The 21,470-nt window shown below is 42.2% G+C and carries 20 protein-coding genes; 11 read left to right on the top strand and 9 right to left on the bottom strand.

Annotated features, from left to right (window positions below):
- Positions 1–84 precede the first annotated feature (84 nt).
- Genes OO184_RS10180 through OO184_RS10170 form a run of 3 tightly spaced genes read left to right on the top strand, consistent with a single transcriptional unit; the run spans position 85 to position 3,366 of the window.
- Positions 85–1,089, top strand: a complete 1,005-nt coding sequence (locus tag OO184_RS10180; protein ID WP_265379085.1) for a glycosyltransferase family 9 protein — start codon at positions 85–87, stop codon at positions 1,087–1,089.
- A 2-nt stretch (positions 1,090–1,091) separates the two neighbouring features.
- Positions 1,092–2,210, top strand: coding sequence for a glycosyltransferase family 4 protein (locus OO184_RS10175; RefSeq protein ID WP_265379084.1), 1,119 nt, complete (start codon positions 1,092–1,094; stop codon positions 2,208–2,210).
- Positions 2,191–3,366, top strand: a complete 1,176-nt coding sequence (locus OO184_RS10170; protein ID WP_265379083.1) for a glycosyltransferase family 4 protein — start codon at positions 2,191–2,193, stop codon at positions 3,364–3,366. Before OO184_RS10175 ends, OO184_RS10170 begins: the two co-directional genes overlap by 20 nt.
- A gap of 34 nt (positions 3,367–3,400) precedes the next feature.
- On the opposite strand, the gene rfaL is transcribed toward OO184_RS10170, so the two are convergent.
- Positions 3,401–4,618, bottom strand: a complete 1,218-nt coding sequence (gene rfaL, locus OO184_RS10165; RefSeq protein ID WP_265379082.1) for an O-antigen ligase RfaL — start codon at positions 4,616–4,618, stop codon at positions 3,401–3,403.
- Between the two features lie 118 nt (positions 4,619–4,736).
- Here rfaL and mutM point away from each other — a divergent pair, with 118 nt between their 5' ends.
- Positions 4,737–5,546, top strand: coding sequence for a bifunctional DNA-formamidopyrimidine glycosylase/DNA-(apurinic or apyrimidinic site) lyase (mutM, locus tag OO184_RS10160; RefSeq protein WP_265379081.1), 810 nt, complete (start codon positions 4,737–4,739; stop codon positions 5,544–5,546).
- Between the two features lie 91 nt (positions 5,547–5,637).
- Here mutM and coaD read toward each other — a convergent pair whose 3' ends face one another.
- From coaD to waaA, 3 genes are read right to left on the bottom strand one after another with little or no spacing between them, the layout of a single operon-like run.
- Complete coding sequence (gene coaD / locus OO184_RS10155; protein ID WP_265379080.1) at positions 5,638–6,120, bottom strand: pantetheine-phosphate adenylyltransferase; 483 nt, start codon at positions 6,118–6,120, stop codon at positions 5,638–5,640.
- Positions 6,120–6,893, bottom strand: coding sequence for a glycosyltransferase family 2 protein (locus tag OO184_RS10150; protein WP_265379079.1), 774 nt, complete (start codon positions 6,891–6,893; stop codon positions 6,120–6,122). Before OO184_RS10150 ends, coaD begins: the two co-directional genes overlap by 1 nt.
- Positions 6,894–8,171: a lipid IV(A) 3-deoxy-D-manno-octulosonic acid transferase gene (gene waaA, locus OO184_RS10145; RefSeq protein ID WP_049584951.1), complete on the bottom strand. Its 1,278-nt coding sequence runs from the start codon at positions 8,169–8,171 to the stop codon at positions 6,894–6,896.
- A gap of 228 nt (positions 8,172–8,399) precedes the next feature.
- Between waaA and rfaQ the strand changes: the two genes are divergently transcribed.
- From rfaQ to OO184_RS10125, 4 genes are all read left to right on the top strand, one after another.
- Positions 8,400–9,464, top strand: coding sequence for a putative lipopolysaccharide heptosyltransferase III (rfaQ, locus tag OO184_RS10140; RefSeq protein ID WP_265379078.1), 1,065 nt, complete (start codon positions 8,400–8,402; stop codon positions 9,462–9,464).
- A complete protein-coding gene (locus OO184_RS10135) occupies positions 9,461–10,591 on the top strand; it encodes a glycosyltransferase family 4 protein (protein WP_265379077.1) in 1,131 nt (376 codons plus the stop codon). Before rfaQ ends, OO184_RS10135 begins: the two co-directional genes overlap by 4 nt.
- Positions 10,588–11,691, top strand: a complete 1,104-nt coding sequence (locus OO184_RS10130; RefSeq protein WP_265379076.1) for a glycosyltransferase — start codon at positions 10,588–10,590, stop codon at positions 11,689–11,691. The genes OO184_RS10135 and OO184_RS10130 overlap by 4 nt, the downstream gene beginning before the upstream one ends.
- Before the next feature lie 271 nt (positions 11,692–11,962).
- Positions 11,963–12,922: a polysaccharide deacetylase family protein gene (locus OO184_RS10125; protein WP_265379075.1), complete on the top strand. Its 960-nt coding sequence runs from the start codon at positions 11,963–11,965 to the stop codon at positions 12,920–12,922.
- A gap of 363 nt (positions 12,923–13,285) precedes the next feature.
- On the opposite strand, the gene rfaC is transcribed toward OO184_RS10125, so the two are convergent.
- From rfaC to rfaD, 3 genes are read right to left on the bottom strand one after another with little or no spacing between them, the layout of a single operon-like run.
- Positions 13,286–14,251, bottom strand: coding sequence for a lipopolysaccharide heptosyltransferase RfaC (rfaC, locus tag OO184_RS10120; RefSeq protein WP_265379074.1), 966 nt, complete (start codon positions 14,249–14,251; stop codon positions 13,286–13,288).
- Positions 14,251–15,300: an ADP-heptose--LPS heptosyltransferase RfaF gene (rfaF, locus tag OO184_RS10115; protein ID WP_265379073.1), complete on the bottom strand. Its 1,050-nt coding sequence runs from the start codon at positions 15,298–15,300 to the stop codon at positions 14,251–14,253. Before rfaF ends, rfaC begins: the two co-directional genes overlap by 1 nt.
- Positions 15,301–15,310: 10 nt before the next feature.
- Positions 15,311–16,249: an ADP-glyceromanno-heptose 6-epimerase gene (rfaD, locus tag OO184_RS10110; protein ID WP_265379072.1), complete on the bottom strand. Its 939-nt coding sequence runs from the start codon at positions 16,247–16,249 to the stop codon at positions 15,311–15,313.
- A 233-nt stretch (positions 16,250–16,482) separates the two neighbouring features.
- Here rfaD and kbl point away from each other — a divergent pair, with 233 nt between their 5' ends.
- From kbl to OO184_RS10095, 3 genes are all read left to right on the top strand, one after another.
- The gene (kbl, locus tag OO184_RS10105; protein WP_265379071.1) at positions 16,483–17,679 is read left to right on the top strand and encodes a glycine C-acetyltransferase; all 1,197 of its coding nucleotides are present in this window, start codon (positions 16,483–16,485) and stop codon (positions 17,677–17,679) included.
- Positions 17,680–17,688: 9 nt separating this feature from the next.
- Complete coding sequence (gene tdh / locus OO184_RS10100; protein ID WP_036811235.1) at positions 17,689–18,714, top strand: L-threonine 3-dehydrogenase; 1,026 nt, start codon at positions 17,689–17,691, stop codon at positions 18,712–18,714.
- Between the two features lie 76 nt (positions 18,715–18,790).
- Complete coding sequence (locus tag OO184_RS10095; protein ID WP_265379070.1) at positions 18,791–18,994, top strand: AbrB/MazE/SpoVT family DNA-binding domain-containing protein; 204 nt, start codon at positions 18,791–18,793, stop codon at positions 18,992–18,994.
- A gap of 42 nt (positions 18,995–19,036) precedes the next feature.
- Here OO184_RS10095 and OO184_RS10090 read toward each other — a convergent pair whose 3' ends face one another.
- Positions 19,037–19,948 (bottom strand): divergent polysaccharide deacetylase family protein, encoded by a 912-nt coding sequence (locus OO184_RS10090; RefSeq protein ID WP_265379069.1) that lies wholly within the window; start codon positions 19,946–19,948, stop codon positions 19,037–19,039.
- 4 nt (positions 19,949–19,952) lie between these two features.
- Entirely contained in the window at positions 19,953–21,260 is a 1,308-nt protein-coding gene (gene envC / locus OO184_RS10085) for a murein hydrolase activator EnvC (protein WP_132345133.1), read from the bottom strand.
- Positions 21,261–21,470 lie beyond the last annotated feature (210 nt).

Raw genomic sequence — 21,470 nt, 5'->3', positions numbered from 1 at the left:
ACCCTATTGTGATCAATTGTATGCAAAAATGTTTTTTTGTATATTTTGTTGAATTTTATAGCAGATTAATTAGATAATTGTCTTATGCAGATCAAGAATATTCTGGTCATTGTTGTAGCACGTTTCGGTGATACCTTATTGGTAACGCCGGTGATTCGTGCTTTAAAGCAGAAATGGCCTGGTGCGAATATTGATGTTATGGCTCATAAAAGGACTAAGCAGATCCTTGAAAATAGAAATGATATCAATAAATTGACTGCTTTTTCGAAAGGTAAGGCAAAATGGTGTGGTTGGTTTACCCGCAAACATTATGATCTGGCTTTAGTATATAGTGACGATAAACCTTTATTGCAGTACGCAAAACGTAAATCGCGCTTAACAGTTTCATTTTCAGATAAGTCCACGTTGCAATCTGATTGGCTGACTGTGGAAAAGCCAAAGGTGTTGATGCCAGCTCAACAGGAACGGGCCATGCTTGCTGGTGCGGTAGATGTTGAGGTAAGTGACTGGCGATTGAATTATTGTGTGAGTGAAAAGGAGTTACATTTTGCCGATGGTTTTATGCGGCAGTATCATTTAGAGAATAAACTCCTGATTGGTTTTCAGTTACAAAGTTTCCCGGCAAAAGCTTATCGTGATTGGCCGGTTGAACATTTTTACCAATTAGCGCAACACATTTATAGCCGTTATCCCCAGTCGCATATTATGTTATTAGGCAGTACTGACGGAAAAATTACTGCACAGTCACTGGCGAAAAGATTAGGGGCTGAAAAGTGTACTTCATTGGTTGGTAGACTGACAATGCGACAGAATGCAGCAATAATGAGTAGACTTGATTTATATGTTGGTGTTGATACAGGGCCGACACACTTAGCCGGTGCTTTGGGTATCCCGATGGTGGCTATGTATCATAGTTTTCACCCTGGCTGCTTTTTAGCGCCTCAACAGCATTCACATTTGGCGGTTATTGAACATCCGGTTCACTATATGCAAGCCACACGTAAAGACTCGATGTCTGCAATATCTGTTGAACAAGTCTGGCAGGCAACGCAAAAGTTACTAGAAACTAAGTCATCAGGAAAATATTAAAGATGAAAATAGGTTTGGTTGATGTCACGGTAACGATGTCTTACGGTGGTATTCAGACGGCAGTCTGGGAACTTGCGAAAGCGTTGACTGATGCCGGTCATGAGATCCATATTTTTGGTGGGAAGGGTGATGTCCAGCCAGAACTCAATGGAAGGGTAATCCAGATTCATACTTTTCCATTCATTCCCAGAGAGAAAGTGATTAATATTGGTCGACGTTTTCAGCGTATTATTGAACGCTACTCATTTGCTCGCCATGCTCATGATACGGTTGTTGCTGAAGATTTTGACTGGGTTATTCTGACTAAGCCATTTGATTTTTTTTGGCCTCGAATGATGCCAAAAGAGAGTCGCACCAAATTTTGCTATATGAGCGGCGGCACCAGTTTTTTCAAGGGTGACAGAAAGCTGAGTAAGCGAATTTCAGTTTGGGTGGCATGCAGCCATTTTAATGCCTGGCAGATTCAGCACCATTTTAAACAATTTCCGCAGGTGATTTACAATGGTGTTGATATTAATAAATTCAGACCGATAGACTCTTCTGTCAGAACTCGTCTTGGGATTAGCGATAAAACATTTTTGCTGACCTTTGCCGGGCGGTTGGTTGGCTGGAAAGGCATGCATGTGGCTATTGATGCAATGGCCCAGTTACAGGATAAAGATGTTAAGTTGCTGATTATCGGGGCGGGTGAAGATCTGAAACGCTTGGAAAAGCGGGTTGCAACACTGCGGCTGGAAAAACAGGTCATCTTCCATTCACCTGTAGGGCATGATCAGTTGCCTGAATATTATGCTGCTGGTGACGCAGGAATTTTTCCAAGTATTGGTGACGAAGCGTTTGGGATTACGATTGCGGAAGCGATGGCGTGTGGCAGACCGGTTATTGCCAGTTATATCGGAGGAATACCCGAAGTTGTCGGTAACGAAAGTAATTCGGGTATTTTGGTCACGCCAGGAGATGCTTCAGCAATTGCTGATGCGGTTAACTTTTTATTGTCTCAACCAGACAGGAGGCAAGCAATGGGAAAAGCGGCTCGTCAACGGATTGAAACAATGTATACCTGGGAGCACTCGGCAAATCGTTTACTGAAAGCGATAAATAATGAAGATTGCCTATATTGATCCCTATCCGGTTCCTGATTATCGGGTAGCATCATTGCAAATTTTGCAGAATGTTGATGCGTTTGCTCGCCAGGGAGCTAGCATATATCTGGTTACGCCGGAAGGTAAAAATACCGCAGAGGAGATACTGGGGCGTTCATTATCACCATCAGTTAGACTGATGTCTTTACGCAATATTCGGCGTAAATGGTATTTTCCATTCAATACCCAAAAGATGTTCTATTTTCAGGTTTCCCATTGGTTGAAGAGAAATGAGGTAGATGCCGTTTTTACCCGTAATCTGAAAATGGCAAAGTATTTATTATGTGAACATCCAGAAATTCCGCTGTTTTTTGAAAGTCATGAGATTTTTGCCCAGTCATTTAAGGAATCGCATGATTTAAGTGAAAATAAAAATCAGCGTAAATATCAGAAGTTGAGAGAAATCGAACACTTTGTTTATCGCCAATCCAGGATTATTTTCGTTCTGACGTCGTTACTCAGTGATGATATTATTAGTGAATATAATGTCAATACACCAATAGTTATTGCGCCAGACGGTGTGGATATGCTGGCAGTCGAATCGATGTCATTAAATAAACATGCGCCAGATGACGCTGAATTACCAACCCAGATCCTTTATTTGGGCAGTTTGCATCATTGGAAAGGTGTTCCTACGGCGATCAAAGCGATGGCTTATCTTGAAAATGCAGTATTGAATATTGCTGGTGGCGAATCAGGGCAAATTCAGCAATTGCAGCAGATTGCTCAACAAATGGGGGTTGGCGATAAAATCAATTTTCTTGGGTTTATTCAACCTAAATTACGTTTTCAGATAATTGCAGATAATGATATTTGTCTGTTGCCATTAACTAAAACCAGCATTGGCAGTCGCTATACTTCGCCACTGAAACTATTTGAATATATGGCGATGGATAAGCCTGTGGTTATCTCCGATTTTCCTTCGATTCGTGATGTAGCTGATGAAAATGCGGTTAGTTTTGCTGACAGTGAAAATGCGGAGAGTTTTGCTCAACAGATTCAGTTAATAAGAGATAATCCAGAAAAAGCTAAGTCACAAGTCAGTTATGCAAAAATGTTGGTGACAGAGCGTTTTAATTGGGAACAGCGAGCGAAGCTTATTATGCAGACAATATCAAAGGATATTTCTGCATAATAATCAGTCTGATAATATACCGAGAGATGTCTGGTTAATCGTTTTTCTGCTTATATAGCGCAATCATCAGGCCGAATAGAATACCTATTTCATTGATATAGGTATTTTCAAAGGCTCCTCGGACAATAAACAATCCGATAAATCCCGTCAGGAGAATAATACTGGCCTGCTTTATTACGCCATTGTTACGGCTAATAATATGGCTACCCGTGTACAGTGCTGAGAAGGTCATCAGTAAAGTAGTCATCAAACCAATGACTCCGCCGGCAAACCAGAGCGCCAGAAAGATATTATGGGGGCCGATGGATGTGCGATATATCCAGTCTGGATAGTCAGCAGCGCGTTCATTGTAGACCTTATGATAGACTTTATTGCCATAACCGTAGCCTTTAATTGGGTTTTCTAGAATCAACTCAAGAGCAGCCCCTTGGGTGCCGTTTTTATAACGATGACTGCTATCAGTTTGAGTCAGTTTCCAAAATAGTAATTTAGTATTTTCATTAGCTATTATCGTAGTGTGAGAAAGTGCAACTGAAAAACTCAGGATTAAACTCGCTATTATGGTCAGCTTCCATTCCCGATTAATAATGATGATAAAAGCAGTGATGACGGCAACGGCGACCCAAGCGCCACGGGCTAAGGTACCTAATAACAAAAATAGACTGATAGCGGAAGCAATAGCCAGTATCAGCCAACTCACTAAGGTATGTTTCTTCCACAATGCCCAAGTACAAAGTAAGACCGGAAAATAGAAAATAAAACCGTAAGAAAATTCTCGGTGATTGAAGTCAGTAAAAGGCATTTCACCTTTATTGTAGTTAATAATGTATTTACCAATATCAGTTGAGCATATTGCCAGCATACCAATGGCAAATGAGTACAGAATCATCTTGGCAATACTTTCTTTATTTTCTTTGTACAGTACAACAGGAAAGGTAAAACTGAACAATAACAGTCCATTCAAGATAGGTTTATTCATCTCTTGAAAACTCAATGTGGGATCGACGGAAATCGCTACTGAATAGAACATTGCTACGAGGAATAACATAATGGATAGAAACAGTGAACTACGCATGGAGCGCATCACTTGGCGGAAATCTGTCACCAGATAGGTTAGTGCTGTAATGCCAATAAGCACGATAACCAGATTTTTATATCTCGTTATATCAGGCAGATAAACAAGGGCTATATAAATCCCAATGATGGATAAATTCCATAATGATCTTTTATCGCGACTTCTAATATTAAACATATTCATCAATCTGCTTTCGTTTCTGTTGAGTTTGGTTGGAAATAATACATGAAAAGATTATCTTAATCTGCTTAGATGCAATAGAGTTGAAACAATATATATATTAGGAGTTATTACCATGCCAGAACTACCAGAAGTAGAAACCAGCCGACGGGGAATAGAGCCACATCTGGTAGGGAATGTAATCCAGTATGCGGTAGTCAGGAATAGCCGGCTACGTTGGTCGGTAGCGGAAGAAATTATGAAGTTGAGTGATCAGCTTGTACTTAGCATTCAACGCCGGGCCAAATATTTGCTGATTGAACTGGCAAATGGTTGGATTATCGTCCATTTGGGGATGTCGGGCAGCTTACGTATTTTGCCGGAAGAACGCCCTGCGGAGAAACACGACCATGTGGATTTAGTGATGGCAGATGGTAAGGTTTTGCGTTATACCGATCCCAGACGATTTGGGGCGTGGTTATGGAGCGATGATCTCGAACGGTGCTCGGTATTAGCTCATTTGGGGCCGGAGCCGCTTTCTGATGATTTTAATGGTTCTTATCTTTACACCCGATCAAGTAAGAAAAAAACCTTGATTAAGCCCTGGCTAATGGATAACAAATTAGTTGTTGGCGTCGGTAATATTTATGCGAATGAAGCGTTATTTACTGCCCATATTCAGCCTGATCGTCCCGCGCATACTTTAACTGAGCGTGAAGCCAATTTACTGGCAGAAACGATTAAGAAGGTTTTACAACGATCTATTGAGCAGGGTGGTACGACACTCAGGGATTTCCTGCAATCTGATGGTAAACCGGGCTATTTTGCTCAGGAATTGTTTGTTTATGGTAGAACAGGAGAACCATGTCGAATTTGTGGTGAAAAAATAGAGAGTATTAAGCTTGGGCAGCGCAGTACTTTCTTTTGCCGCCACTGCCAGTATTAGGTGATATCGGATTTAGTTGAGATCGAATAGTTAAGGGAGGCGTTGCATAGGGAATATTCTACTTTGTGCCGCCTCCAGTGAACGGAGTAAATTATTTGCCCAGTTTTTTTAGCATGGCTTGGGCGATAGGTTCTGGCAGGAATGATGAGATATCGCCATCGTGGAGAGCGACATCTTTAATCAAGGATGAAGAGACAAATGAGAGGTTTTGTGATGGTAGCAGAAAAACGCTCTCTAATTCGGGCATAAAGTGACGGTTCATATTGGCAAGCTGCCATTCATACTCAAAATCAGATACTGAACGAAGGCCACGGATAAGAATATTGGCTTGTTGTTTTTTGGCGAAATTAGCCATCAATTCACAGAAACCTACCACCTCCACATTATCCAGATGTGAGGTCACCTGTTTTGCCAGGGTAATGCGCTCATCCAGAGTAAACATAGGATTTTTTCTGGCGCTGTTGGCGATAGCAAATAGAACGTGGTCAAACATATCCGCGGCTCGGGTGACGATATCAATATGACCGTAGGTAACAGGATCAAATGTTCCGGGATAAATGGCTTTGGTTTTCATCAATTTTTACCCTTCTGTTGTCTCTTTTCCCACAACGCGACGTACTTATTAAACGTATATTGAGCATTGACAATCGCCAGTACTAACCCTTGTTTACCATCAAGAAAGCCAGCTCGCAACAGCCAGGTTTTAAAAAAAGCCCCCAAAGTGTGACTGAAAACTGAGAAATAACCGCACTGTTTACCTTGTTCATCGCGCTGTTCTGCCCAGGCTTTAGCATAATTTAGCTGTTTTCTCTGAAATTCCATTAGATCACGGCAAGTAAGATGAAGTAAATCCCCTTGCAGAATAACAACTGGTGAGCCATTGGTTTCAAGGGATTCATGAACCTGATTGTTATTGTATTGATAACGGTCACGGGCATAGAGGCGGATGACGCGATCCGGGTACCAGCCACTGTGTTTCATGAAACGGCCAAGAAACAGATTCCGGCGGGCGCAACTGTAGACTTTGCTGTTATCAGCATGTGCTAGAACCTGCTGTATGGATGCTCTGAGTTCTGGCGTGACACGTTCATCAGTATCGATCATAAAAATATAATCGCCAGAGGCATATTGCTGAGCTAGCTGACGTTGACGACCAAACCCGAGCCATTCTGTGTTGGAAAATACTTTTGCCCCCATTGCTTGTGCTATCTGGCAAGTATTGTCTGAACTACCAGAATCGAGCACGATAATTTCATCAGCCCAATGGACTGAGGTCAGGCAATCTGCTATCAGATCCGCTGAATTCTTGGCGATCATGACAACGGAAAGGCGTTTTTTGTCACTCATTCAGTGGCTCCGAGGTGGGAGATAGGGTTCCAGTAGTTTCAGCAGACGTTGAAGAGCGCCCTGATTTTCATGCAGCACTTCTGCTGCGTGGCGACCATAGTACAGACGATAATCTTCGTCAGTCAGTAAGCTGTTGATCTCGGTGAACAAAGAGTGGCTGTCCGTCACGGTAATCAGACCATTAGCCTGATTCAGCTTGGCGCAGATATCTTTAAAGTTAAAGGTATGCGGGCCCATTAGCACCGGAATCGCATGGGCCGCCGCTTCTAGTGGGTTGTGGCCGCCACGTTCAACCAGACTGCCGCCGACGAAAGCCAGATCGGCAATACCGTAGAGCAGCATCAGTTCGCCCATCGTATCGCCGATAACAACCTGAATATTGGCGTCAGGGATTTTATCGGAACTACGAAGAATATAGCTGAGTCCAGCTTTCTTGGTTAATTCTTCAGCTTTAATAAAACGTTCAGGATGGCGCGGTACCAAGATCAGCAGCAAACTTGGACACTGTTTCAGTAACTTGCAATGAGCATCTAAAATAATACTCTCTTCCCCATCATGGGTACTGGTGGCTATCCAGACAGGCCGGCGAGCAGCCCATTGGCGCCGTAATGTCACTGCTTTAGCCGCCAATTCAGGTGTTACTGAGATATCGAATTTCAAACTGCCAGTAATAGTCAGTTGAGAGCGTTTTAAACCCAGTTCAATAAAGCGTTCACCATCTTCCGGATTCTGAGCGGCAATCAAGGTAATGCTGCGCAAAATTGTTTTTACGAAATTTCCTACCTTTTGGTATCCCGCAGCAGAACGTGCAGACAAACGAGCATTAGCAATGACCAGAGGAATGTTACGTTGGTGGAGTTGGAAAATCAGATTAGGCCAAAGTTCTGTTTCCATAATAATGACTAACTTTGGATTAACTTGATTGAGGAAGCGCTCCATAGAACCGGGAAGATCGTATGGTAAATAGACGTGATTAACATCGTTTCCCAGAGCGGAAAGCACTCTTTCTGAGCCGGTTGGCGTCATCGTTGTTACGGTAATGGGTAAAAAAGGATAGTGATGGCGCAAGGCCCTGACTAAAGGGATTGCGGCCAACGTCTCGCCAACGGAAACGGAATGGAGCAGGATGCCTCCAGCGGCAACTTTACCGGCACAGAAACCGTAGCGTTCACCCCAGCGCTGGCGGTAAGCAGGGGCCTGGCGGCTGCGGAGCAATAGACGCAACCAAATGAGAGGTTGGATAAGGTAGAGAAGTACCTGATATAAACGCAGTAACATTCTATCAAATTCATTTACATAAATTAGCGTCAATAGTATCACATTGCTGCAAAGAAAGTATGAAAATGCGTATGGCTTCTAGAATCTGAACAGAATTAGAAAGGTAAATTAGGATTTTTGCTTAAGATCGTGCTTCTATTAATGTGAAAGTAGCACGGATTTTTTGCAGCTTCTGCATATGGTCGCGGCAGCTTTTTCTTTTATCTGTATCTTTATACTGGGAATGCAATGAGTAAATTACACGCTCAATTTGACCGTATTCTGATAATAAAGTTACGACATCATGGTGATGTATTATTAATTACACCAGTTATTAATACCCTTAAGGATAATTATCCTGAGGCGGAAATTGATGTTTTACTCTATAAAGAAACTGAACCAATATTGGCTCATTTTTCTTCTGTGGATAATCTATTTTCTATAGATAGACAATGGAAAAAACAAGGAACCAAAGCACATCTTGGTCATGAATGGAGATTGCTTAAACGATTAAGACATCGTCAATACGACATGGTTATTAATCTTGCTGATCAATGGTATAGTGCATTTGTGGTACGATTTACTGGCGCAAAAGTGCGTATTGGGTTTGATTTAGCAAAACGACGCAGCCTGTTTTGGAAAAAATGTTTCACAAATCTTGTTCCGACAGAACATAGCCAGTTTTTGCATATTGTTGAGCAAAATTTGTCAGCCCTTTCGCTATTAAATCTTCCGTTGATCAACACTAAAGTGACGATGAGTTACCGTCAGGAGGATAAAGAAGCTGTTTTGGCGCTTCTTGATAAGCATGGTGTGAATCAAAGATATATTGTTGTGCAACCAACATCCCGCTGGTTTTTTAAATGTTGGGATGAAAAAAAGATGAGTGAAACAATTAGTGCCTTGCAGTCTGATGGTTGGACAATTGTTGTTACCTCCGGACCAGATCGTAAGGAGGAGGAGATGGTGGAGAAGATTTTATCAAACTGTCCAAAAGAAAGAGTAGTTTCTTTTGCAGGCCAGTTAACTTTGCCGCAACTTGCAGTGCTGATTGAGGAGGCTAATTTATTCATAGGGATGGATTCCATTGCTATGCATATGGCCGCTGCGTTGAAAACACCTGTTATCGCTTTATTTGGGCCATCAAAGTTAGTATTCTGGCGTCCGTGGGAAGCGAAAGGTGAAGTTATTTGGGCTGGTGATTATGGTGATTTACCTGATCCTGATGATGTTGATACTAAAACGGATATACGTTATCTGAATGTCATTCCCAGTGATATGGTTATTGCTGCCGCCCGGAGAAATTTATTATGAAATTAGTGCGTCTTGCGATTGTTCGGCAGAAATATCGTCCGGATGGTGGCGCAGAACGTTTTGTCTCCCGCGCCTTAGAAGCTTTAGGGAATGAAAATTTGGAGCTTAACGTTATTACGCGCTCCTGGCAGGGAGACGTTAACCCTGATTGGCATGTTCATTTAGCAAATCCTCATAAATGGGGACGTATCAGTCGTGAGAGAGGATTTGCCAGAGCTGCTAAAATAATATGGCAAAAAGAGCAATTTGATCTTGTTCAAAGTCATGAACGTATTGCCGGTTGCGATATTTATCGTGCGGGTGATGGCGTTCATCAGCGCTGGTTACAACAGCGTGCGCGTGTTTTATCTCCTTGGCGAAGCAAATTGCTTTTTACGAGTCGTTACCATCGTTATGTGATGGATGCTGAGCAAAAAATGTATTCGGCGCCAGAATTAAAAATGGTTATTTGTAACTCGGAAATGGTAAAAAGGGAGGTCATGGCGGATTTTGGGCTTTCTGAGGAAAAGATATCGGTTATTTATAATTCGATAGACAATAAACAATTTTTTCCGGCAACGGAATCTCAGAGAATACAATTAAGGAAAGAACATAACCTTCCCGTACAGGCTAAATGCTTAGTTTATGTTGGCTCGGGATTTGAGCGAAAGGGATTAAAAGCAGCGATTCAGGCAGTGAGCGCGACTGATGCCTATTTAATAGTTGTGGGGCAGGATAAAGAAGAGAAAAAATATAAGCAGTTAGCCAATGCACTGGGATGTAACGAACGAATCAGGTTTATGGGCGTCCAGAAAAAAACACTGCCTTTCTATCAGCTTGCGGATGGCTTGTTGCTGCCGACCTTATATGATCCGTTTCCAAATGTAATACTGGAGGCAATGGCTTGTGGGCTTCCGGTAATAACTAGTACGACATGTGGCGGCGCTGAATTTGTTAACTCTGGGAATAACGGGTTTGTATGTGATGCTCTGGCTATTTCAGATATTACGGAAGCGATTCAGAATACGCCTTCAAATCATTTGAATAATAAAATGTCAGAATTAGCGAGAACGGGAATACTCTGTTGTACACCGGAACATTTATCACAACAGCTCATTGAATTATATGAAAGGGTGCTCTCATCATGAAAGGACATGTATTATTTATCATTGATGGATTACCTGGCGGCGGTGCGGAAAATGTCACTATTCGGCTTTGTGATGGCCTGCAACAGAGAGGATATGATGTTACGCTACTCTCTTTGGCAGAGAAATGTGAGTATTCAGTGCCTGATGGTATTGAATTGATCATTGATGCTGATGGGTACAAAGGGCTTTTTAGAAGACAGACTGAGATTTGCCGTCGGGCTAAATCTATGGATAAGGTTTTAGAAAAAGTTTTTCTTCGCAAGGGAGTCCCTGCGTTGATTGTCTCAAACCTGCATAAAACTGATCGCATTGTCGTGCAGTCAAAAGTGTTAGCGGGATTAAATGTATGGTTTTGTATTCATGGGGTATTTTCAAACTCATATCTTGGTAATAAAACGGGGTTGTCTCGCTGGATCAAGAAACAAAAAATCAAGTGGACATACAATAATAGGAATTTAATTTGTGTATCTGATGCGGTAGGGAAAGATTTAAAAAATAATTTATTACTTACGCCTAATGAAATGGTGACAATTTATAATCCTTTCAATATCCCAGATATTAAAGAAAAATCTTTGCAAAATAACCCTTATTCGGATGAGATCTATTTATTGCATGTTGGCAGATTTCACCGGGTTAAGCGACATGATCGTTTATTAGCCGCGTTTGCGAAAGCGGATATTCCATGTAAATTATTGATTGTTGGTCACGGAGACGAGGCCATTACTCAACAGATAAAACAGAAGATTGTGGATTTAAACTTACAGTCTAAAGTTGTTTTAACGGGATTCCTTGAAAATCCATTACCGGTTATCCGTGGAGCTAAAGCGGTGGTCTTGAGTTCTGATAGTGAGGGATTAGGTAACGTACTGATTGAATCATTGATTTGTGATACCCCTATTGTTAGCACAATGTGTCCCGGTGGCGTTAATGAAATTATGGTTGGTGAGTTAGAAAAATATAAATCAGCGCTAACAATTGATTCACTTGCAGAAAAAATGAAGTCTGCCTACTATGAACCACCTGTAATTACAGAGTATATGTATAAGAAGTTTGATTTAGATATTATTCTGGCAAAATATCTATCCTTAATGAAGCAGTAATAATGGTTATATGCGCTTTTTGAATGTGATTGTTTAGATAAACTAATGAATTAAAAGGATCACGGAAATTAAAAGAACTTAATAGAAGAGAAAGAGCTTTCTGAAAGATCTAAGATTTCATTTTATAACGTTTCTTATTGATAGGATTTAGATACGAAATATAGGGTTTAATGAGGTATAGAGTTGCTATATATATGACAAGATAATTGCACTATTTTATAGATCTGCGTACTATAAGGCTATCATTTTATTCTATTTTGGGCTTATTCTGATGACTCGACCTGCATTTATTATCACTATAGATACTGAGGGTGATGATCTGTGGCAAAATCACGGTCAGATCTCGACAAAAAATACCCATTATTTACCAAGATTTCAGCGTTTATGTGAGCGCTTTGGTTTTAAGCCAGTTTGGTTAACGAACTATGAAATGGCAATGGATGATTTATACATTGAATTTGCCAAAGATATTATTGCCAGAGGGCAAGGGGAAATTGGCATGCACCTACATGCCTGGAATAACCCGCCACTTGTGCCTCTTACAGACGATGATATGCGTTATAAACCTTATCTGATTGAATTTCCAAAAGAACAAGTTAGAGCCAAAGTTGATCTCATGACTAAGTTATTGGAAGACAAACTACAGATTAAAATGTTAAGCCATCGGGCAGGTCGTTGGGCATTTAATGAATATTATGCTGAATTGTTGGTGGAATATGGTTATCAAGTTGATTGTTCAGTAACACCACGGGTTAATTGGCGTTTCACCAAAGGCGATCCTAATGGCAACGGTGGAACTGATTATCGTCACTTTCCATCTTATGCCTATTTTATGGATTTGCAGAATATTGCTAAAGAAGGTAATTCTTCTTTGCTAGAAGTCCCTATGAGTATTCAATATAAACACCCTCCGCTGATGAATTTCCTTAAACAGAAATATGATAGCTTACGTGGGAAACAGCGTTCTCCATCTGTTAACTGGTTAAGGCCAAAGGGGGGCAATCTGGAGCAAATGAAAAAAGTGGTCCAGCAGACATTAGCAGAAGGTTGTGATTATGTTGAGTTTATGCTGCATTCATCTGAATTTATGCCTGGTGGTAGCCCGACATTTAAAAATGAAGAACAGATTGAATTACTTTATCAGGATCTAGAGGCACTATTTAACTATTTACAGCCACAGGTTCAAGGAATGACATTAGCTGAATATTATCAATTTAAGAAATCATCATGATTAATAAAGTGGAATTAACATAAATATATTAATAGGGATTCACTTAATTTTGGGCAGATAATACTGCCTAAATTAGACTAGGTGTTAAATATATTATTTTTTAATTAGAGTTTATTTCATTAATAATATAAAATTGAAAGCAGTTCTTATATGAGATAATTTAAGATAAAAACAATTTAAATAATATATTTATATCATTAAATTAATGGAGAATATGACTTGAAATTATTTAAATCTATTATTATAAATCGCTTATTTTAATGTTTTAATAAGGGGATAAATAATATAGAAGATGATTTATCGTTTCAGTTAATGATTAAGAAATCAGGCGCCTACCAGAAACGCCTCAGATTTAATAATTAATCAGCCAATATTTTTCTGGAGATGAGCTAATACCTTCGATGGTGTAATACTTTTGATATTCCCATCCTCTGCTTTTAAAGATATTTGTTCCTTGCCATAACCACCAATGAGTCCTGGATCTGTCGGACCAAACAGCGTGATATTAGGGCGATCCAATGCGGCAGTGAGGTGACTCAGGCCAGTATCAACAGAAACAACCGCTTTTGCGCCAGCTAGCTCTTGGGCTACTTGTGCTAAAGTCATCTTTGGTAATACTTCCACATGAGGGAAGTTTTCCGCGAGTCTCAGCGCACGTTGGTATTCATGTTCTGCACCCCAGGGAAGCTTAACTTGGACACCCGTCGGCTGAATTTCAGCAATGAGTTGCCGCCAATGGCTTTCCGGCCAATGTTTTTCATCGCGAGTTGTGGCATGGAGAAAAACCAGATAATTGTTCTGATTTTCTGGATGCTGGTGCAGAAAATGACGGGCAATCCCATAATCGCCCTGTGCTGCTGGTTTGATATAACCCAGGCTGACAGCAAACAGTTCCCGGATACGCTCTACGGCGTGCTGTTGCTTGCTGACTGCGTGACAGCAATCATAAAAAAAACTTGCTAATGGCTCACGGATACTTTTGCGGTCGTAACCATGTTTAGGACCGTAAGCTAATCGGGTGACCAAAAATGCGCTTTTCAATAACCCTTGAGCATCAATGATGGCATCATATTGATGTAATTTTAATTTCTCTCTGAATAAACGGCGTTCGGCACGAATTTCTGGACTAAACCAGTTTTTGCGCCAGCGGCGAATAGCAACAGGAATAATTTGATCAACAACACTGTGCCAGCCAGGAATTTGGGCAAAACCTTCCTCAACTACCCAATCAAAACGGATGTCAGGTAAGTTTTTTTCTGCGTCAGTCAGTGCAGGGAGCGAATGGAGAACATCGCCCATAGAAGAAGTTTTAACCAGTAAAACCCGCATTAACTCTGGTTCTCCGCTTGTAATAATTTTTCCAGGGAAGCGATTACCTGCTCTGGTTGGATATCAATCAGACTCTGATGATAGCCATGTGCACTATCGCCTTTTCTGACTTTGTGATAGCCAGTAATAAGACGGATAACTTCCGCTTTATCGGATAATGGTGGGGTAAAATCTGGGCTACTTGGGCCGTAAAGTGCAACCAGAGGGCGATTAAGCGCTGCGGCAACGTGCATCAAACCAGAATCGTTAGTAACAACAGCATCACAGGCCGCAATAATATTGACTGCCTGTTCAAGAGAGGTTTGTCCGGCAAGATTGATGCAGTATTCGTTGGCTTCTCCTGTCAGTGATTTGCGGATATCCTCTCCACCTTCGTGATCTTTGACAGAACCGAATAGTAGAATTTGATATCCTTTTTCAGTAATAAGCTGTTGAGCTAACGCGGCATAGTGATAATGCGGCCAACGTTTTGCTGGGCCAAATTCTGCTCCGGGGCAGAAACCGATGATGGGCCGATGATCAGAAATATTGAATGCTGCGGTGGATTCAGCAATATCCTCATCACTGACATCGAGTTGAGGCCAAAGCAATGGTTGAGGCAGATCTGCCGCACTATTGGGTTTTGTATCGTAAGCCAATGCGGCGTAGCGTTGAACCATTAATGGGAAGGCTTCTTTATTCAATGTACGAATATCATTGAGCAATCCATATCTCATTTCACCGCGCCAGCCAGTGCGCAGAGGAATATTGGCGAAGAAAGGCACCAAGGCAGATTTGAAGGAATTTGGCAGCACATAAGCGCGATTATATTTACGTTCACGCAGAGCAACCCCCAAACGACGGCGTTCGCCTAATGCCAGTGCGCCATGCCCTAATGGCATAGCTAATGCTTGATTGACCTCTGGCATTTTGTCCAGCAGTGGGCGGCACCAGGCTGGGGCCATCACATCAATTTCTGCATTAGGATGCAAAGCCTTTAATGTTCGGTAAAGGCTCTGCGACATCATCATGTCACCCACCCACGAAGGGCCGATCACCAATATTTTCATAGCGAGTAGATTACTTCTCCTGATTAAGCCAATGCATATATTCCGTTACCCCTTCGGCAACGGTTTTGAATGGTTTATCATAACCCGCTGCCCGAAGTTTAGTCAGATCTGCTTGCGTGAAGCGCTGATAACGACCTTTCAAATGTTCAGGGAAATCAATATGCTCAATAGTTAGTGATTTATCTTGATGGAATTCAACCACCGCATCAGCAACCGCTTGGAAAGATTCAGCACGACCTGTTCCACAATTATAAATACCGGAAACGCCGTTTTTCCAGAACCAAAGATTAACCGCAGCGGCATCGCCGACATAAATAAAATCACGTTGAAAGCTTTCACTGCCAGCGAATAGTTTTGGGTTTTGTCCCTGATTGATTTGATTGTTCAAATGAAAGGCAACACTCGCCATACTACCTTTGTGCCCTTCACGTGGCCCATACACATTGAAATAACGGAAACCACAAATTTGTGAATCAGCTTGAGGCAGGATCTCCCGAACATATTGGTCGAACAGAAATTTAGAGTAACCATAAACGTTAAGTGGTTTCTCATATTGACGCTCTTCGATAAAATTATCAGTGCGACCGCCATAGGTTGCTGCGGAGGAGGCGTACAGGAAAGGAATGCCGCGTTCAAGGCAATAGTGCAGCAATTCTTTAGAATATTGATAGTTATTATCCATCATATATTTGCCATCCCACTCGGTTGTGGATGAACAAGCGCCTTCATGGAAAATAGCGTCAATATCACCGAAATCATCACCGGCCAGAATACTGGCAATAAACTCTTCCTTGTCCATGTAATCAGCAATATCTAAGTCAGCCAGATTGGTGAACTTAGTACCATCTTTCAGATTATCTACGACCAGAATATCTTTATATCCTTCGTCATTTAGTGCTTTGACAATATTGCTGCCAATAAATCCAGCACCGCCAGTGACAATAATCATCCGACTCACCTCTACAATCGGGTTAATGAAGCAAATTGCTTCTATAATAACATCTAACATCCATGACGACAGCAGCTTAAGCAGGGGAATATACTGAAATATTATGGTTATTCAGGTTGCATGGCGTGACGGATACAGCAAAGTTAATATTATCTGCCTGATAGAGTCGTCAGTTGCCTGATCAATGAGTAAAATGTGTAATGACCCTTCATTTATAAATCAGGAGAAAATAAATGTCAGCATCATTTTATCAGCAAATTAATGAACAATTAGAACAAGCCCATTCTGAAGGGTTATTCAAAAATGAACGTATCATCACTTCTGCACAAAATGCTGACATTGCTGTAGCCGATGGCAGCCATGTTATTAACTTCTGCGCAAATAACTACTTAGGTTTGGCTAATCACCCTGATCTTATTGCGGCTGCTAAAGCGGGAATGGATAGCCACGGTTTTGGTATGGCGTCTGTTCGCTTTATTTGCGGGACTCAGGATACTCATAAAGAGCTGGAGAGAAAACTGGCAGAATTTTTGGGCATGGAAGATGCCATTCTTTATTCTTCTTGTTTTGATGCTAATGGTGGTCTATTTGAAACGCTGTTTGGGCCGGAAGATGCCATTATCTCTGATGCGCTGAACCACGCTTCTATTATTGATGGCGTCCGTTTATGCAAGGCGAAGCGTTATCGCTATGCGAATAATGATATGCAGGAACTGAGAGCGCAATTGGAGAAAGCCAAAGCAGATAATGCACGCCATATTGTGATTGCAACCGATGGTGTGTTCTCAATGGATGGGGTTATTGCTGATTTGAAATCTATCTGTGACCTGGCGGATGAATTTGATGCGATGGTCATGGTGGATGATTCCCATGCTGTTGGTTTTGTTGGCGCTCATGGTCGTGGTACGCATGAATATTGTGACGTAATGGATCGTATTGACATCATTACCGGCACATTAGGTAAAGCGTTGGGTGGGGCTTCTGGCGGCTATACTGCGGCGCGTAAAGAAGTTGTTGAGTGGTTGCGTCAGCGTTCACGTCCATATCTGTTCTCTAACTCACTGGCGCCGGCGATTGTTGCGGCATCCATCAAGGTGCTGGATATGCTGAAAGAGGGAGATGCATTGCGTGATCGTCTATGGAGGAACGCTAACCTGTTCCGTGAAAAAATGACAGCAGCAGGTTTCACTTTAGCAGGGGCTGACCATGCAATCATTCCTGTCATGTTAGGTGATGCAAAATTAGCGCAGGAATTTGCCGCAGAATTACTGAAAGAAGGCATTTATGTGACTGGTTTCTTCTATCCGGTAGTCCCTAAAGATCAGGCCCGTATCCGCACGCAAATGTCAGCGGCGCATACGGAAGAGCAAATTGAACGTGCAGTTGCGGCGTTCACGCGAATTGGTAAGCAATTGAACGTAATTGCATAAGGCATCTCTATGAAAGCATTGTCGAAGTTAAAAGCAGAAGAAGGCATCTGGATGACTGATGTGCCCGAGCCAGAGTTGGGGCACAATGATGTGATGATCAAAATCCGTAAAACAGCGATTTGTGGTACGGATGTGCACATCTATAACTGGGATGACTGGTCGCAAAAAACCATTCCTGTACCGATGGTTGTTGGTCATGAGTATGTTGGCGAAGTTGTTGCTATTGGTCAGGAAGTAAAGGGTTTTAAAATTGGTGATCGGGTGTCTGGCGAAGGGCATATTACTTGTGGTTACTGCCGTAACTGTCGTGGCGGCCGTACTCACTTATGTCGTAATACCATTGGCGTAGGGGTAAACCGCCCTGGTTGTTTTGCTCAATACTTGGTTATTCCCGCATTTAATGCGTTTAAAATCCCAGATAACATCTCTGATGAGCTGGCTTCTATTTTTGACCCATTTGGCAATGCTGTTCATACCGCGCTTTCGTTTGATTTAGTTGGCGAAGATGTGCTGGTTTCTGGCGCAGGCCCAATTGGTATTATGGCTGCGGCAGTCTGTAAGCATGTGGGTGCGCGTCATGTTGTTATCACAGATGTTAACGAATATCGCCTTGAACTGGCGCGTAAAATGGGGGTTACCCGTGCGGTGAACGTCAGTCAGGAAAATCTGACCGATGTCATGGCGGAATTGGGTATGACGGAGGGTTTTGATGTTGGTTTGGAAATGTCCGGCGCCCCGGCGGCGTTTCGTACCTTATTGAATACCATGAATCACGGCGGTCGTGTCGCATTGTTGGGCATTCCTCCATCAGATATGGCAATTGATTGGAATCAGGTGATTTTCAAAGGCTTGTTTATTAAAGGTATTTATGGCCGTGAAATGTTTGAAACCTGGTACAAAATGGCTACGTTGATTCAGTCTGGTTTGGATCTGACCCCCATTATCACTCACCGGTTCTCTATTGATGATTTCCAGAAAGGTTTTGACATCATGCGTTCAGGGCAGTCTGGTAAAGTTATTTTGAACTGGGATTAATCAGTAAAGTTACTACTAAGTAAGATTGACAGGCGTTTTCAGTTTTCTGGGGCGTCTGTTTTTTTAAGGTAATTCTATGACAATCAAGAAATGGAGTAACAATAGCGTAATTGTTATTCCTGCTGTTTATTTGAAACAGATCGTCGCTAAAGTTGGTCATGAACGGGATATTGAGGTGAAAGGCGGTAATTTGTTGCTTAAGCCTGTATATCGACACTATACATTGGCGGAACTAATAGCGAAATGCGATCCCAATTCTCCAATGGAGACGGAGAAGTGAATAGAAATAACAAGATAATTGGTTATTTCTTAAAATGATTTTCTATTCTGTTTTATCCTGAGACTTATCTCCGGCCAGTTTCTGGATGTATCGACTCACTGTATTCACAATAGGATTATCAACCAGAGTATCGCCAATAACTGCCAGATAATCTTGGCTAGTAACTGTCATGGGGGCCTCTTTTATTTCACACAGCTTGCCCCATTTATGGCGATTATCACCAACAGGTTTGTTACTTAACAACCTACTTGGGCTGACTAACTCAATATCAGCGGGAAGCGTTGGCAGCATTTGTTGTAATACCTGAATGGTTGTTGAATGAGGATGGCCGATAGCAATGGCGGAACCATTCTTACGGGCAATAGAAATTGCACGATTTAACTGACGGCGAGTTTCTGCTTCTGATTGCACATCATCAAGGAAAACATTACGGCGGATAACGCGAACAGGCGTGCCTTGCGCTGCCTTTGTTACCTGAGTATTGCCAATTGTCACGCTGTCGAGAAAATAGAGGTTATAACGAGACAATGAGCGCATTACTTTCTGCATTCCCGGTAAGCTTGAAGTCATAGCGCTGCCCATATGGTTATTGATTCCTACAGCATAAGGAACTTTTTGTATTGCACGCTGGATGATGCGGTCAATTTCTTCACTGCTCATGGTTGGCTGGAGAGTATCCGGTTCTAACAACTGCTTACTTAAAGGTGCCATTGGCAGGTGGATTAAGATCTCCCGCCCTTGTTTATATGCTTTTTCGGCCATCTCCCTGCCATGCGGCGAATCCGGCAGAATGGCGATAGAAACTGCAACAGGCATCTGCAATATTTTGTTTTCATTATGGGGACGGTAGCCAAAGTCGTCGATAACAATAGCTAAACGGGCAGCACTGGCTTGTAGGCTCAAAAGTAACAGGGTGGTAGTACCAATGAGTTTTGCGAACTTGCGTTGTCTCACCTGATTATCTCCCAAGCCACGGTTGTGGGTTTACCGCTCTTCCTTGACGGCGAATTTCAAAATAGAGTGCGGATTGTTGCTGACCGCCACTATTACCGACCAATGCAATAGCTTGTCCGGCCCGAACTTGCTGGCCGACCCTGACTAGGGCGCTCTGATTATAGCCATAGAGACTCATATCACCTTTACCGTGCTCTATAACGACAACCAGCCCATAGCCTTGCAACCAGTCAGCTAACAGTACCCGGCCATCGGATATCGCTTTGACTTCAGTGCCTTCTGTGGCCGAAATTACCATGCCTTTCCAGCGCAATTCGCCTTGCAGCGCTTCACCAAACTCATGTATCACCTTACCGTGGACAGGCCAGATTGCCTGACCAGCCGGACGGCCAAGGCCACCGGTACGCGCCATCAATGCCCGCTCATCTTCAGTGGGTTTATAGCTAGAGCCTTTTTGCTGTGCTTGCTTCTGTTTCGCTGCAATTTGAGCACGGACACGGGCAGCTTCTCTGGCTTCTCGTTCAGCCCGTGCTTTCGCTTCCCGTTCTGCTTTAGCAATTTTATCTCGCAGACGAGTTTCATTTTGTTTTAGTTCAGCGAGATTTTTCTGGTCTTTCTTTAAGGAAGACTCCAGCTCAGTTAGAGTTTTTTGCCGGGCATTGCGGGCGACTTCCATTTGCTGTTTCTGTTGCTGCTGCTCAGTCAGAACTTGTTTTTGCTCTTCCTGTTTCTGTTGCTCAAGTTTTTTCTGTTCGGTTAAATCAACGGCTGTTTGTTCAAGTTTAACAATGGTGTCCTGACGGGCTTGATTAAGGTAGCTATAGTAAGCAAGTATGCGCTCACCTCTCTTGCCCTCTTCTCCTCTGAACATGAGTTCAAGCCCTTGATGTTGCCCTTGACGAAATGCAGCATCCAATTGGCGTGCCAGCATATCTTGTTGCGCTTTCTGTTGTTTTTCTAATTTTTTGATGTTGGAGACTAGAGCGGTAATCTCTTTATTCAGCTTACTGAGTTGAGTTTGAGTGTTGTGTAGGGATTGACCAATTTTGGAAATAGTATTTTCCTGATCTTTTAGCTGATTTAACAAAGAACTCCGTTTTTGCTGCTGTTGTTGCACACTTTTCTCTTTCTCCGCGATGTTTTGTTGGAGATCTTTCAGTTGATTTTTATTGGCGATAATTTGATTTGCAAAGGTATTAAAGCTGAAAATAACAAATAGGAAAGCATAGAACAATGGGGCACAGATATTATTCCGCCATGAGTTCCGATTGCGCCGATAATTACGGCTATGTATTTCCTTGTTGTCAGCCATTTCTGTAAATATACCTTGCTACATATGCACTAGATTATTTCATGATGAACAAAGAGTTACCAGATGCTACGCTGATTTTTTACACTTTCAGATAATGCTGTCTTAACATCGAAATCGAATATACCCGTTATCTTTCAAGTTGCCTCTTTGTTGGCTGCACTCACTCACCCCGGTCACATAGTTAGCTATGCTCCCGGGGATTCGCTCCCT

Origin of the sequence: Photorhabdus aballayi, assembly GCF_026153155.1 — a bacterium.
Taxonomy (GTDB): Bacteria; Pseudomonadota; Gammaproteobacteria; order Enterobacterales; family Enterobacteriaceae; genus Photorhabdus; species Photorhabdus luminescens.
This window is presented reverse-complemented; position numbering and strand designations above follow the sequence as displayed.

Coding starts and splice junctions, on each gene's coding strand:
- OO184_RS10095 (WP_265379070.1), top strand. CDS start 18,791: ATGACAATCAAGAAATGGAGTAACAATAGCGTAATTGTTATTCCTGCT.
- OO184_RS10125 (WP_265379075.1), top strand. CDS start 11,963: ATGACTCGACCTGCATTTATTATCACTATAGATACTGAGGGTGATGAT.
- rfaD (WP_265379072.1), bottom strand. CDS start 16,249: ATGATTATTGTCACTGGCGGTGCTGGATTTATTGGCAGCAATATTGTC.
- OO184_RS10175 (WP_265379084.1), top strand. CDS start 1,092: ATGAAAATAGGTTTGGTTGATGTCACGGTAACGATGTCTTACGGTGGT.
- waaA (WP_049584951.1), bottom strand. CDS start 8,171: ATGTTACTGCGTTTATATCAGGTACTTCTCTACCTTATCCAACCTCTC.
- OO184_RS10130 (WP_265379076.1), top strand. CDS start 10,588: ATGAAAGGACATGTATTATTTATCATTGATGGATTACCTGGCGGCGGT.
- rfaC (WP_265379074.1), bottom strand. CDS start 14,251: ATGCGGGTTTTACTGGTTAAAACTTCTTCTATGGGCGATGTTCTCCAT.
- rfaL (WP_265379082.1), bottom strand. CDS start 4,618: ATGTTTAATATTAGAAGTCGCGATAAAAGATCATTATGGAATTTATCC.
- OO184_RS10135 (WP_265379077.1), top strand. CDS start 9,461: ATGAAATTAGTGCGTCTTGCGATTGTTCGGCAGAAATATCGTCCGGAT.
- rfaF (WP_265379073.1), bottom strand. CDS start 15,300: ATGAAAATATTGGTGATCGGCCCTTCGTGGGTGGGTGACATGATGATG.
- kbl (WP_265379071.1), top strand. CDS start 16,483: ATGTCAGCATCATTTTATCAGCAAATTAATGAACAATTAGAACAAGCC.
- OO184_RS10150 (WP_265379079.1), bottom strand. CDS start 6,893: ATGAGTGACAAAAAACGCCTTTCCGTTGTCATGATCGCCAAGAATTCA.
- tdh (WP_036811235.1), top strand. CDS start 17,689: ATGAAAGCATTGTCGAAGTTAAAAGCAGAAGAAGGCATCTGGATGACT.
- OO184_RS10180 (WP_265379085.1), top strand. CDS start 85: ATGCAGATCAAGAATATTCTGGTCATTGTTGTAGCACGTTTCGGTGAT.
- mutM (WP_265379081.1), top strand. CDS start 4,737: ATGCCAGAACTACCAGAAGTAGAAACCAGCCGACGGGGAATAGAGCCA.
- coaD (WP_265379080.1), bottom strand. CDS start 6,120: ATGAAAACCAAAGCCATTTATCCCGGAACATTTGATCCTGTTACCTAC.
- envC (WP_132345133.1), bottom strand. CDS start 21,260: ATGGCTGACAACAAGGAAATACATAGCCGTAATTATCGGCGCAATCGG.
- OO184_RS10170 (WP_265379083.1), top strand. CDS start 2,191: ATGAAGATTGCCTATATTGATCCCTATCCGGTTCCTGATTATCGGGTA.
- rfaQ (WP_265379078.1), top strand. CDS start 8,400: ATGAGTAAATTACACGCTCAATTTGACCGTATTCTGATAATAAAGTTA.